General features: G+C 37.2%; 14 protein-coding genes. All 14 read right to left on the bottom strand.

Annotation, left to right across the window (positions count from 1 at the left end; genetic code table 11):
• Position 1: 1 nt before the first annotated feature.
• The 14 genes from PRVXH_RS08485 to spo0A all read right to left on the bottom strand — a co-directional run bounded on the left by PRVXH_RS08485 (position 2) and on the right by spo0A (position 13,779).
• The gene (locus PRVXH_RS08485) at positions 2-1,060 is read right to left on the bottom strand and encodes a 3-methyl-2-oxobutanoate dehydrogenase subunit VorB (protein ID WP_353892349.1); all 1,059 of its coding nucleotides are present in this window, start codon (positions 1,058-1,060) and stop codon (positions 2-4) included.
• A 21-nt stretch (positions 1,061-1,081) separates the two neighbouring features.
• Entirely contained in the window at positions 1,082-1,309 is a 228-nt protein-coding gene (locus tag PRVXH_RS08490; RefSeq protein ID WP_353892350.1) for a 4Fe-4S binding protein, read from the bottom strand.
• 27 nt (positions 1,310-1,336) lie between these two features.
• A complete protein-coding gene (locus tag PRVXH_RS08495) occupies positions 1,337-1,984 on the bottom strand; it encodes an ATP-binding protein (protein ID WP_353892351.1) in 648 nt (215 codons plus the stop codon).
• A gap of 1 nt (position 1,985) precedes the next feature.
• On the bottom strand, positions 1,986-3,065 hold the full coding sequence (buk, locus tag PRVXH_RS08500) for a butyrate kinase (RefSeq protein WP_353892352.1): 1,080 nt from the start codon (positions 3,063-3,065) through the stop codon (positions 1,986-1,988).
• A 59-nt stretch (positions 3,066-3,124) separates the two neighbouring features.
• The gene (locus PRVXH_RS08505; protein WP_353892353.1) at positions 3,125-4,195 is read right to left on the bottom strand and encodes a Glu/Leu/Phe/Val dehydrogenase; all 1,071 of its coding nucleotides are present in this window, start codon (positions 4,193-4,195) and stop codon (positions 3,125-3,127) included.
• Positions 4,196-4,250: 55 nt separating this feature from the next.
• On the bottom strand, positions 4,251-5,156 hold the full coding sequence (gene ptb / locus PRVXH_RS08510) for a phosphate butyryltransferase (RefSeq protein WP_353892354.1): 906 nt from the start codon (positions 5,154-5,156) through the stop codon (positions 4,251-4,253).
• 20 nt (positions 5,157-5,176) lie between these two features.
• Complete coding sequence (gene buk / locus PRVXH_RS08515) at positions 5,177-6,238, bottom strand: butyrate kinase (RefSeq protein ID WP_353892355.1); 1,062 nt, start codon at positions 6,236-6,238, stop codon at positions 5,177-5,179.
• A 15-nt stretch (positions 6,239-6,253) separates the two neighbouring features.
• A complete protein-coding gene (locus PRVXH_RS08520) occupies positions 6,254-7,321 on the bottom strand; it encodes an amino acid dehydrogenase (protein WP_353892356.1) in 1,068 nt (355 codons plus the stop codon).
• Positions 7,322-7,556: 235 nt separating this feature from the next.
• Positions 7,557-9,281 (bottom strand): sigma-54-dependent Fis family transcriptional regulator, encoded by a 1,725-nt coding sequence (locus tag PRVXH_RS08525; RefSeq protein ID WP_353892357.1) that lies wholly within the window; start codon positions 9,279-9,281, stop codon positions 7,557-7,559.
• 182 nt (positions 9,282-9,463) lie between these two features.
• Positions 9,464-10,243, bottom strand: a complete 780-nt coding sequence (locus PRVXH_RS08530; protein WP_353892358.1) for a hypothetical protein — start codon at positions 10,241-10,243, stop codon at positions 9,464-9,466.
• A 38-nt stretch (positions 10,244-10,281) separates the two neighbouring features.
• Positions 10,282-10,938, bottom strand: a complete 657-nt coding sequence (locus tag PRVXH_RS08535; RefSeq protein ID WP_353892359.1) for a glycosyltransferase family 2 protein — start codon at positions 10,936-10,938, stop codon at positions 10,282-10,284.
• Between the two features lie 23 nt (positions 10,939-10,961).
• On the bottom strand, positions 10,962-11,735 hold the full coding sequence (locus PRVXH_RS08540; RefSeq protein ID WP_353892360.1) for a copper transporter: 774 nt from the start codon (positions 11,733-11,735) through the stop codon (positions 10,962-10,964).
• A gap of 14 nt (positions 11,736-11,749) precedes the next feature.
• Positions 11,750-12,862, bottom strand: a complete 1,113-nt coding sequence (gene steA, locus PRVXH_RS08545) for a putative cytokinetic ring protein SteA (protein WP_353892361.1) — start codon at positions 12,860-12,862, stop codon at positions 11,750-11,752.
• 101 nt (positions 12,863-12,963) lie between these two features.
• Positions 12,964-13,779, bottom strand: a complete 816-nt coding sequence (gene spo0A, locus PRVXH_RS08550; RefSeq protein ID WP_353892362.1) for a sporulation transcription factor Spo0A — start codon at positions 13,777-13,779, stop codon at positions 12,964-12,966.
• Positions 13,780-13,781: the final 2 nt, after the last annotated feature.

Genomic DNA, 13,781 nt, shown 5'->3' on the forward strand with positions numbered 1-13,781 from the left:
ATTATTTTTCACCCCCCACTAGTTCTTTAACCTTTTCTTTTACTTCTTCAACAGATGGAATCATTCCACCAGTTCTACCATAAAACTCTACAGGTTTTCTTCCGTCAATAGCTAGTTTAACATCTTCTACCATTTGACCTAAACTCATTTCAACTGTCAAGAATTTAGAAGCGGAATCAACAACTTCTTCAAATGCATCCGCAGGGAACGGCCATAATGTTATAGGTCTGATCATACCTACTTTTATACCTTCTTCTCTTAACTGATCAATAGCAGTTCTACAAATTCTTGAAGTGGTACCATAGGCAGCAATTACGATATCAGCATCTTCTGTTTTGTAGCTTTCAGATTTAGCTTCCTTATCTGTTATCTCTGCATATTTTTCTTGTAGGTCAAGGTTATGATTTTCAAGTCCCTCAGGATCCATGTGTAGAGAGTTAATTACGTTTTGCTCTCTGTCTTTCATACCAGTTGTCGCCCAAGTTTTTTCTTTACTATCTCTTTTGTTAAGAGGCTTAAATTCAACTGGCTCCATCATTTGACCTAAGATTCCATCACCTAGGATCATTACAGGGTTTCTGTAATAGTCAGCAATCTCGAAAGCATCCATTGTTAAGTCCACTAGTTCCTGAACTGTAGAAGGAGCTAACACAACTACACGGTAATCGCCATGCCCACCGCCTTTTACTGCTTGGAAATAGTCAGATTGTGCTGGTTGAATTCCACCTAATCCTGGGCCACCTCTAACAATATTTACAATTACACAAGGCAATTGTGCACCAGCTATATAAGAAATACCTTCCGTTTTCAAGCTGATTCCAGGACTTGATGAAGAAGTCATAACTCGAGCGCCAGCACCTGCTGCACCGTAAACCATATTTATAGCAGAAACTTCACTCTCTGCTTGTAAAAATACTCCGTCTTCCTTTGGCAGACGACGAGCTAAATAAGCCGGAATTTCATTTTGTGGTGTTATTGGATATCCGAAAAAATAACGACAGCCTGCTTGAATGGCAGCTTCACCTATGGCTTCGTTACCTTTCATTAGTGTTTTTCCCATTTTAAAACCTCCCTATTTTAATTATTGTTGCTCTTTCTCAACTTCAATTACAGAGTCTGGACAAATTCTTGCACACATAGCGCAACCAATGCACTTGTCCATCTCCTTTACAGTTGCAGGGGTGTACCCCTTTTTGTTGATTCTTCCTTTGTCCATGATTACAATCTTAGTTGGACACACAGTATTACATAGCTCACAGCCTTTACATAGGTCTTCGTTAAAAACAACTCTGTTTTTACCTTTAGCCACTTAACTTACCTCCTTTGTTATTGGTTATTACCAGGGTAGTTTATATTCAATATCTAAGGGAAAAGCCTTTGTACTTAATTCACCTTCAACTTCAGAAATCATATCTTTTCTGACTGCGGTAAAGATAACTGGTATATTTAGTTCTTGCCCAGCTTTTAAAGTCAGCTTTTCACCCTCTAATACTTGCTCCGCTTCTGTCAGTTCACCAACGTTTGTGTTGTTAATTAGACCTGTAACTTTAAGCTTAGACAATCTTTCGATTCTATCTTTGAGCTCCCTAATCCCTTCTACTGAAGAGGTAAAAGGTCTGTTACCATTAACAACCATAAAAAGTTCATGATCAGCGTTTTTTAAGTGTTTAGAGTATCTACCTAACACAACTGACCCATCGTCCCCACCAACATCAAACACAGAAACACTATCATTTTTTTCAAATGCTGATAAAACTTCTGGTGGAAGGGCAGGCAAATCTGCTTGCGCTAGGTGTTTATTAAATATAACCTTAACTCCGCTGTTTTCTAGCTTTTTAGTATTATCTCTAGCCCTGAAGTAAGGATTTACTATATCCAAATCTACGATAGATACATCATGCTTTTTAGCAAGATCAATGCTGTAGTTTACTGAGACTTGCGTCTTACCACTACCATACTCTCCACAAAAGATATAAACTTTCATACTAACCTTTATAAGTCTGGGCTTGTTCTTTGCCTTGTAGAACTCGAAGCCCACCTTCTGCAAGAGCTAACATCTCATCTTCACCTGGATAAACCATAACTTTGCCGATAAACTCAACTCTATCGTTTATCCACTTGACTAGGCCTTTGTCATAAGCAAGTCCTCCAGTAAGAACAATACCATCGACTTCTCCTTTTAGTACCGCTGCACAACTCCCTATTTCTTTTGCTACTTGATATGCCATTGCTTCATAAACCAAGGCAGCTTTCTCATCGCCTTTATCAACCATTTCTTGGATTTCTCTACCGTCATTTGAACCTAGGTAGGCAACAAGTCCACCTTTACCAGTAATTTTCTTTTTAATCTCCTCTTGAGTGAACTTACCAGAGAAGCATAACTTAACTAAATCTCCTACCGGCAAACCTCCACTACGTTCTGGTGAAAATGGGCCCTCGCCGTCTAAAGCGTTATTTACGTCTATTACTCTACCACCTTTGTGAGCGCCGACAGAAACACCGCCACCCATATGGGCAACTATTAAGTTAAAGTCTTGATACTCTCCACCTAAATCTTCAGCTGCTCTTCTAGCTACAGCCTTTTGGTTTAATGCGTGTAGAATACTTTTACGTTCAAGTTCTGGCATTCCAGATATCCTTGCAACATCTTCCATTTCATCAACCACTACAGGGTCAACGATGTATGCAGGGATATTAAGCTGTTTCGCTACCTCGTTTGCGATAATTCCACCTAAATTCGAAGCATGTTGGCCTAATATACCTACCTTTAGGTCTTCTAGCATTTTTTCGTTTACTTCATAAGTTCCCCCAGCCATTGGTGCTAGCAAACCACCTCTACCAACAACTGCTGATAACTTACTTAAGTTAATCCCTTGGTTATCTAGGCTGTTTAAGATTACTTCTTTTCTAAACTCATATTGGTCAATAATTGAATCAAATTTGCCAACTTCCTCCGCACTATGACGCAAAGTCTCTTCGTAAAGTGGATTGTCACCTTCAAATACTGCAATTTTGGTGGAGGTAGAACCCGGATTAATTGTTAATATTCTATTTGCTTCTGTCATTAAACGTACCTCCTTTTAGTAATGGAGAGTTGACAGTTAGTCAACTCTCCTAACTTAATTTATTTGTTTAAGAAAGTGCTTTTTACTCTTCCTAGGTTTTCAATTCTTTCTTCTGCCATTTTGTCAGCAGCTTTGTAAGAAGGAATGTTGTCTCTCTTAGCGATTTCGTATACTTTTTTGATGTTGTCATAAATTGTTGCAATTTTTTCCATCGCTCTTGCTTCGTTATATCCTTTTACTTCATCAGCCACGTTCATAAGGCCACCAGCGTTAATTACATAGTCTGGAGCGTAAAGAATTCCTTTTTCATGGATAATATCTCCATGACGCTCTTCTTTAAGAACATTATTAGCAGCACCAGCGATGATTTTACACTTAAATTGTGGGATAGTGTCATCGTTAACAGTAGCACCTAGTGCTGTAGGAGCATAAATATCACACTCTACACCATAAATTGCGTCAGGCTCTACTACCTCTGCACCAAACTCATTTACTACTCTATCTATAGCTTCCTGGTTAATGTCAGAAACAATTAGCTTTGCACCAGCTTCATGAAGATGCTTACATAAGTAGTAACCAACTTTACCAACACCTTGAACTGCTACTACTTTACCTTCTAGGCTGTCAGAACCCCAAGCTTCGTTAGCACTTGCTAAGATGCCTCTAAATGTACCGTAAGCAGTTTTTGGAGATGGGTCTCCACTAGAACCATGAGATTCAGATACACCTGTAACATGATCTGTTTCTTCTTTTACGATATCTAGGTCTGCTACTCCAGTTCCAACGTCAGCAGCTGTGATGTAGCGGCCATTTAAACTTTGTACATAGCGACCAAAAGCTCTCCATAACTCTTCAGACTTATCAGTGTTAGGATCACCCCAAATAACTGTTTTACCGCCACCTAGGTTTAGGCCAGCAGCTGCAGCTTTGTATGTCATACCTTTCGCTAGTCTTAGTGCATCTTCGATTGCTTCTTCTTCAGTGTCGTAGTTCCACATTCTAGTACCACCTAAAGCAGGTCCTAGTGTAGTGTCGTGAATCGCGATGATAGCTTTTAAACCAGATGTTTTGTCATGGCAAAGAACTAATTGCTCATAGTCGTAAGTTTCCATGTACTTAAAGATTTTCATAATAAATCCTCCCTTAATTTAAATGTTTTAAATTTATACTAACGCTAGCATTTACCTAGCGATTAGCGGCTACTAACACACCTAAAGCAATTGCATTAAGTTTAGCTTGATGGGTGTCTGCTCTAGATGTCAGAACTACCGGAGCTTTTGCCCCCGCGATAACTCCAGCTGTTTCAGCTTTTGCAAAATAAACCATAGATTTATATAGAACATTTCCTGCATCTATATTTGGAACAAGCAAAATATCTGCGTTTCCTGCCACTTCGCTTTCAATACCTTTATGCGCTGCAGCTTCCGCTGAGACTGCGTTATCTAAAGCCAGCGGACCATCTACAATAGCATCTTTAATTTGCCCTCTTTGTGCCATTTGAGAAAGTGCTGCGGCATCTAGGCAAGGTTGCATATCAGGGTTAACAACTTCAACTGCCGCTAATGGTGCGACTTTTGGAACCTCAATACCTAAAGCTTTAGCAACTTCAACTGCATTTTGAGTTATTTGCATTTTTTGCTTCAAATCTGGGGCGATATTCATAGCACCATCTGTAAGTAAAAACAGTCTGTCATAACCATTAACTTCTAACGCAGCAACGTGACTTAAAACTTTACCTGTTCTAAGCCCTATTTCTTTGTCTAAAACTGCCCTTAAAATATCAGCGGTTCCTAATAGACCCTTCATAACTAAGTCGGCTTTTTTTGAGGATACAAGTTCTACAGCTTTTCTAGCTGCAGAAACTTTATTTTTTTCGTCGATTATTTCTACTTTGTCTAGGTTGTAACCTTGGGCGGTTGCTATCTGCTCAATAGCTGCTTTGTCACCAACTAAAATAGCTTCCACAATACCAAGTTCCACAGATTCTGTTACAGCGCCTAACACCTCTTTATCTTCGGCAGCTGCTACAGCAAGCGTTTGTTTTTTTACATTTTTTGCTTCTTCAATAATTCCTTTAATGGTTTTTATCAAAACCTTCACCTCCTTAAGGGTTAGTAGATTTTAGCTTCTTCCTCTTCTGTTAATACTCTTAATGCGCCCTCACATAGCGCTATCATTTCATCTTCCCCTGGATAGACAAGGAAAGGGGCGATAAATTCTGTATGCTCTTTAATCATGTCAACTAACATGTCAGAATAACTTAAGCCACCTGTTAGTACAATGTTTTCAACATTGCCCTTTAAAACAGTAGCCATTGCCGATATTTCTTTTGATATTTGGTAAGCCATCGCTCGATAAATAAGTTCTGCTTTTTTATCGCCTTCCAAAATCATCTTTTCTACATCTCTAGCGTCATTAGTTTTTAGATAGCCTACTAGTCCACCTTCACTGGTTATCTTTTTTTTAAGTGTGCTAAGATCATATTTGCCGCTAAAGGCTAACCTAACTAAATCGCCTACAGGCAGCCCACCTGCTCGTTCCGGAGAAAACGGCCCAAACTCGTTAGCATTGTTGACATCAATCATCCTACCATTACTCAGTGGAACGATAGATATCCCACCACCTAGGTGAGCAATTACCATATTTAAGTCATCAACCTTCTTATTTAGGTCTTTTGCAACCCTATGAGCCACTGCCTTGATATTTAAGGCATGTAACAGGCTTCTTCTTTCAATTTCTGGCATGCCCGATATTCTTGCTATATCTTCAAACTCATCTACAGCAACAGGGTCAACTATATACGCGGGTGCATTATGATTTTTCGCTATTTTATCAGCAATTAACCCACCAAGATTAGAGGCATGCTCGCCCTGTACTCCTATTTCTAAATCCTTTTTTAGATCCTCTGTAACAGTATAGGTGCCACTTGGCATCGGTTTTAATAAGCCTCCACGACCTACTACACAGTCAAGCTTATTTATACCTTCAGATTCTAGCCACTTAAGTATGGCTTGATACCTAAAGTCTAACTGATTAACTATTTTTTCGTACTTGCTAACTTCACTAACACTGTGGTCTAAGGAATAACCCTTTATTAGTTTTTTATCGCTAAAGTAAGCAAGCTTTGTTGAAGTGGATCCAGGATTGATTGCTAATACTTTCATTTCATTCATATTATTTAATCCACCTTATTTATAGGTTCTTGAAATTTTACCAATAGTCTCTAATCTGTTATCAACCAACCTTATAGCAGCTTCATTAGGAATGATATTTTCTGTTCTAGCGATATCAAAAATTTGGATTAACATGTCATAAATAGTAGAAGCTTTATTGTAAGCTCTTCCTTTATTATAGCCTTCAAGTTCATCTGCTACTTGGATTAACCCTCCAGCGTTTACCACAAAGTCAGGAGCAAATAAAATGTCTTTTTCTGCTAAAACCTTGCCATGACGTGGCTCAGCCAACTGGTTGTTTGCAGCGCCTGCAATTACTTTACATTTTAGCTTGTCAATAGTGTCATCATTAATTATTGCACCTAGTGCATTTGGAGAAAACACATCACAGTCTACAGTGTAAATCTCATCAGGGTCTACAATTTCTACCTGAGGATATTCAGCTTTCACCTTGCTAATATGATCTTTAACAATATCTGTTCCAATCACTTTTGCACCTTCGTCAATCAGGTGACCTACTAAGAAATACCCAACTTTTCCTAACCCTTGTACCGCTACAGTCTTGCCTGATAAATTGTCTGTACCAAAAGCCTCTTTGCAGGCAGCCTTAATCCCTTTCCAAGTGCCGAAAGCAGTAATTATCGAAGAATTTCCGCCACCGCCATACTCTTCTGGCAAAGCGCCTACATATTGTGTCTCTTTTCTTGCAATAATGAAGTCATGAAAGGTTGTACCCACATCGGTACCAGTCATGAATCTACCTTTGAAAACGTCTATATAACGGCCAAATGCTCTAAATAATGCTTCACTCTTATCCTTCTGTGGATCTCCCCATATCAAGGATTTTCCGCCACCATAATCTGTACCTGTAGCTCCAGATTTGTATGTCATACCTTTAGAAAGTCTAAGTACATCGGTAATTGCCTCTTCTTCAGTATCATATTTCCACATACGGCAACCACCTAAAGCAGGTCCTAGCGTTGTATCGTGAATAGCTATTAAGGCTTTTAAACCTGAGGTTTTTTCTTGGTTAAATACCAATTGTTCGTGCCCCTCTTTTTCCATCATCTCAAAGATTTTCATAACTTATTACCCTCCTTCATTTTTTATATATAAAATAAAAAGCAATAACCATGCCAACTGTTTTGCCGCACAAGTACCTAAAACTATTATTTGATAAAATTCATATTAAATGTATCTAAATACAAAAAACCCTGTATTAGCAGGGTTTTTTCGATCGTATCTCTTATCTTGATTTTTTCAAAACACCAATCCAACTATGCAACAAATTGCATGGTTGCATATTATTTCTTGCAGTTTATTGCACGTTATATTTTTCTAGCTTGTTATATAATGTTCTGATAGAAACTTTAAGATCTTTAGCAGTCTGAGTTTTATTGTTGTTATTATTTCTAAGGATTTTTAATATATAATCTTTCTCTGTTGCTGCAATAACCTCGTCTAACGAAAGATGTCTTTTATCATTTACTACCCTCTTAAGCGAAGAAGGGGTTGTCCCATCTAAGTGTGGCAGGTGGTTGTCATCTAGTAAGGTTTCAGAAAAATCCATATTGATGATTGCTCTTCCTATTATGTTCTCTAACTCTCGTACATTACCTCGGAATTTATATTGTGATAATCTCTCAATTGCTTTAGATGTAATCCCTTCTATGTTTCGACCATAATCTTGGTTGAATTTTTTTAAGATGTGCTTACTTAAAGGTTCTATTTCTTGTATCCTCTCTCTTAAAGGAGGTATAAATATAGGAACTACACTTATTCTGTAGTAAAGATCCTCTCTAAACGCACCTTTCTTAATAGCTTCTTCAAGATTAACATTGGTAGCTGCGATAATTCTCACGTCTACATTTTGAGGTTTTGATTCACCCACAGGAACGATTTCTCGCTCTTGTAAAACTCTTAGTAGTTTCGCTTGAATATTTAAGCTTATTTCACCAATTTCATCTAAGAAGATTGTTCCGCCATTAGCTTGAGCAAAAATTCCTTTTTTACCACCACGTTTAGCTCCAGTAAAAGCCCCTTCTACATATCCAAATAACTCACTTTCAAGTAGGCTCTCAGGTAGTGCTGCACAGTTTACGCGGATAAACTGATTAAACCTTCTATTAGATGCATTGTGAATAGCATGAGCAAATATTTCTTTTCCTGTACCACTTTCCCCCCTTAGGAGTACAGTAGCAGGAGTGACAGCGGCATTTTCAGCCTGAGCTATAGCCATTTTCATATTTGTTTCTTTTGCAATTATATCCTCAAAAGTATATTTAGCTTCTAGTTTCCTTATAATCCTTTTTGCTTTATCTAGTTCATAGTTAAGTCTTTTTATCTCAGAGATATCGTGAATAACTGCTACACTGCCCTTCAATTCATCGTTGACAATCACAGGTGCTGCATCAACTAAAACTTCTTTTTCTTGAGGGCCAACCTTTAGCTTTTCACCTTTAATAGGCTTTCTAGTCTTTAAAACTTTTAGGTGAACACTTTCTCCTTGGCTTATATCCACTGTGGCAGGTTGCCCTAATATATCTTCTTCAGTAAAACCTGTAAGTTTTTTATAAGCCGGGTTAATAACTAATCCTTTACCGTGTTTATCTACTACAGAAATAGCATCCTCTGTGGCGTTAATTATTGCTTCTAACATCCCTTGAATCTCTTTTAGATTTGTCGCTTCCTCCGCTAACTCAATAACCTCTGTTATGTCTCGAAAAACAGCAACAGCTCCAACTAGCTCCCCTTGTTGATTTAGCACCGGCATTCTGTTAGTCAATATAGTGCTATTGCCGATAACTTGCCTTTTGTTTAGCTCACCTTTACCCTCTCGCAGCACTCTTTTCAGCTTAGAAGTAGGTACAACTTCTGTCACCTCTCTACCTATAGCCTTATCAGCGTCTACTTTTACTATTTTCTCTGCACCTTTGTTCATCAATATAATTTTACCTTCTAAATCTATAGCCATTATGGCATCTTTTATACTATCTAAAATCCCTAATATTTCATTAGGCCCCATAATTTTTTTTTGCGACAAGGGTACAACCTCCTCTACACTACCCATTCCTTTTATAAATTTTATCACAATACAAAAAAGCAAACAATACTTCTCCTTCTTTGCCCCTCGATAAAGTGAAACTTCATTCAGTGGGGGAGAGAAAAACCCCCACTTACAACTCTTGAATTACCCTCGAATTGTTGAAGTGGGGGGGTACATTGTTAAGATTTTCTGCCAATCTGATCTATAAACGATAAAAGCTTTGATTTACTAATAAGGCGGTTATATGAATATTTTTCGCCAATTATAGTCATCACTAAAACTATAAAATAAATAAAAAGCTTAATACCAATAGGCAGGTTTAAAACCTTAAGTGCTACTAAGGCCCCCAAAAGATTAGAACCACCATCACCTAATACAGAAAGCTCTGTTAAGTCTAAGTACAAAGTGACCATAATAACGCCTAGGATAAAATAATCTTGTGGATTGCTAGTTAATAGCGTCAAAGGCAAAAAGGAGAATATAAAAACTTTTTGACACCTACCCGGCCTTAAATCCAAAAAGTTAAACAAATTGACCAACATAGATAAAAATATCACTTCAATTATCGCTAACAGCGAAAATCTCGTAATATATATTAGTAATATTAGAGGAATGCCACACGCTTTTAAAAAACCCGAAGTTAAATTACCTTTTAAAAATGCTTTTGTATGCCCTTTAAAACCCTTGTTAGTCTTATCATTACTAATATCATCTATATACCCAAATAAAAAAACAGCAGTATAAACAAATAATAAATCTAGGCCATTTGACGCAAAAAGAGCTACCTCTATTAGCTCCCCAACCAACATACTTAGCAAAATAAGCATACCAAGTGCAACGGCAAGGTGTTGCCCTCTATAATTTTTTATTTTTTTTTGAGAATTATAGCAAAAGTTAATGACTAGCTTTGCAAAAAGAGTAGATATCACTATGCCAGCTATTAAATATAAAACCTCCATTTAACTCCTCCTTATCAAAAAAACACCTCGACTCCAAATTAACGCACTAGTTGACGAATAATACTGTAGCATTGTTTTCCCCTGTGAAAATAGCCTCTTAAATCATTTTCTGTATAACGGTGAGTCATCTGAGTTTCTATCTCTAATATTTTAAAGCCTTGTTTAGCTGCCGCTTTGTTCATAGCCATCTCTACTCCAAAACCTTTAGCAAATGGTGTGCAAAGCTGAAATACTTCCTTAGTCATCACTCGCTGCCCTGATAAAGGGAATAAAAGAGATAGTCCGGTTGCTAACTTAAGGCCTTTTTGCGCTACCTTTTGAGTTACGCCCAATCCGCCTTTCTTTTGGCCAGTAGGGAATGAGGCTATGGCCATCTCACATTCACCACTTTTTACAGGTATGATTAGCTTTTGTAACTCTTTAGAGCTTTCTCCTAAATCTGCATCAACCATAGCTATATAAGGGTTGTCTTTTGCGTACTGCAATAGTTCATTTAAAGCGCCACCTTTACCCTGATTTTTACCGTTTGAAATTAAAATATCAGGATTTGCTTTGTGCGCTTCCTTGTATGTGCCATCGCTTGATCCATCGTCCACGACGCAAATTTTCTCGACATACTCTATGCTTTTTAGTCCTAAAATCGTCTCTTTTATTGTTTTTTCCTCATTAAAAGCCGGCACTAACACAGTAACCATTTTTACCTAACTCCCCTTTAGTCTTATTTAATAGATTGTAAAACCTGTAATAAGCCTGTACTTTGATTTACTCCCCTTATGATTGAAGCTGAATGATGAAAGCTTTTTTCAAAATCCTTATCCACATCTTCACTTAGGGCAATTATCACATTTAGCCCTTGCTTGGCAAAAGCATTTGCTATTTCCGCTAAAGATTTATCGTAGTGCTCATCTTTAAAGAGAAAAACATAGGTTTGTGCATTACTAGGTAGTGCCTCACCTTCAAATGAAGCAAGTTTCATTTCCTGCAGAGAAAGGAAGTGCGTAAACTCCTGAGTATTTATACCCATGGCTATTTGTTTTCCTAACAATGTATATAAAGCTTCTACCTCAAGGTTAAGACTTTTACTCAATTTATGTTTATAAGCTTCCTTTTCCATATTAGAGTTAAGAACAATCTTGTTTATTTTCAAATCGATTTCTTCAAGATAATAACTCCAATCTTCAGTAAGTTGCTGTTCATCAAAGAAAAGCAGATTTAAGGGCGTGGAATATTCTCTGCGATCTAATGTTTTATAAAACAGATCTCGCTCTCTTTTTTTAAGATTCCCCTTTAATAACTGGGTTTCTTGTAAGCTAGAAATTAGCTCTTTATTTTCTTCTTCAAGATTAACAATTCTGTTTTGCATCAGATCTATTGTGCTCATTTGGCTGTTAGAAATAACTCCATCACTTAAAGTTGTACCCACCATTATTCCCAAAGCTAAAGCTACAAAAATAGAAATCACTGTCACTATATGAAATTTAAAACTAGGCATTAATTATCTCCTTTCTAGAAAAAGGTATACCTTAACCTCATCAAAAACAGTTTGAGTATTTGCTGTATTGTTTGTGAGTACAATATAAGAACAAAAAAAGGTAATAAAAGAGCCGCTATTAACCCTAAAATTGACCTGGCTTTAACAGGCCTGCTATAAAGTGAGCTAACCCCTTTAGCATCAATTAGCTTTGGCCCAACCTTAAGTCTAACTAAAAAGGTACTAGCCATCCCTTTTCTTCCTTTTTCCAAAAAATCTATCATGTTAGAATGAGTTCCCAAAGCAATTAAAATCTCAGCCTGATGCTGATAAGCCATTAGTAACGCTATATCTTCGCTTGTACCTGGTGCAAATACAGTCTTATAATTTATCCCTAACTCCTGTAATCTCTGAGATGCGGGGACTCTACCATCAGGAAAACCATGGGCAATAACTTCATCAGCCATTTTTAAGCCATTGTCAGAAACGCTATCCATATCCCCCACTATAATGTGTGGTTTAAGCCTATGATTTAACAGCGCATCAGCACCACCATCCACAGCGATTAACACCGGCTTTACTTCCTTTATGTAATTTTCCATTGCTGCTAAATCTTCTTTGTAATTCTTGCCCCTCACCACGACTACTACGGGCTTTCCTTTAATTCTTGTTTTTATGTCAGGTACAGAAAGGTTGCCGGTAACAAGTTTCTTCTCTTTTTTGGCGTAATCTAATGTATTTTCTATAAAAGCATCTAAAACATTGTTAAAATTTCGTTCAGCACCTTCTAACAACTTAGCTAGCTTTTCTGAGTCTATAGGCTGTTGTAAATTAACATTAAACTCTTTAATTATATTATTTTCAACTTCGATTTTCTGCCCGTACTTTAATTTATCCCATAGCTTTCTGGGTGCATCATCCCAAAGGAGAATGCCTTTTTTAATTAAGATTTCAGGTCCTTTATTAGGGTAAAATCCAGAGATAGACTTATTTACATTAATAACTCCCCTTACCTTCTTTTCAGCTAAGCCGATAGCGGCCATTTCGTCTATATCCTTATGATCAATTAAGGCAACATCTCCTGCACTTAGTTCTGGTATTAAGTCTTTTGTCTTTTTCCCCTTTTTCAATACTGCAAAAATATACATTAATACACCCCACTGCTATTTTTTCATATAACATGTATTATGGTATTGATTTCCATCTTTATACAAAAAAACCTTAGCCCTTTGTTGGGCTAAGGTTTTAATTAAAGTGCCACCTTTTTTTTCTCATTTATCCTTATATTATCTGATATTCTTGCAATAAATTCCGAATTTGTTGGTTTTCCTTTGTCACTTCTTATGGAGTACTTAAATAGTTTATTAACAATTTGAATATTATTTCTTCCATTCCAGGCAGATTCTATTGCATGCCTTATCGCCCTTTCCACTCTAGAAGGAGTGGTATCAAATTTCTCAGCTACCGTTGGGTATAGCACTTTAGTAATCGAATTAATCATGCTGGGATCTTCAATTACTAATGTGATTGCTTGCTTCAAAAATGCGTACCCTTTTATGTGGGAAGGAACGCCCATTTCTAAAAGAATAGTTGTTATTACTTCTTCTAAGTCAACCTCTTCATTATGGTTATGTTTGCTAGACAGGTCCATATTACTATTTCTTAAAGTCTGACCTTCTCCTCCATATGTACGTTTGTGGTGAAGCTGCCTAATTCTATCAACAAGAACTCCCATATCAAAAGGTTTAAGGACGTAATAATCCGCGCCTAACTCTAAAGCCTCTTTTGTTATTTTTTCTTGCCCAAAAGCTGTTAGCATAATAACGCTCAAATCTCTAGAAAGTTCTTGATCCTTGCTTAGCTTTTCAAGTACTCCTAATCCATCTAAGTGTGGCATTATGATATCTAGAACCATTACATCAGGCTCAAGCTTAGGTAACGCTTCTAATGCCTCCACCCCATTATGTGCAGTACCTACGATCTCGATATCATCTACTGCATCAAAAAACTCCGATAGCAATCCACAAAATTCTTCATTATCATCTACAATAAGTACCTTTATCATTT

The organism is Proteinivorax hydrogeniformans, from assembly GCF_040515995.1.
In the GTDB taxonomy this organism is placed as follows: domain Bacteria; phylum Bacillota; class Proteinivoracia; order Proteinivoracales; family Proteinivoracaceae; genus Proteinivorax; species Proteinivorax hydrogeniformans.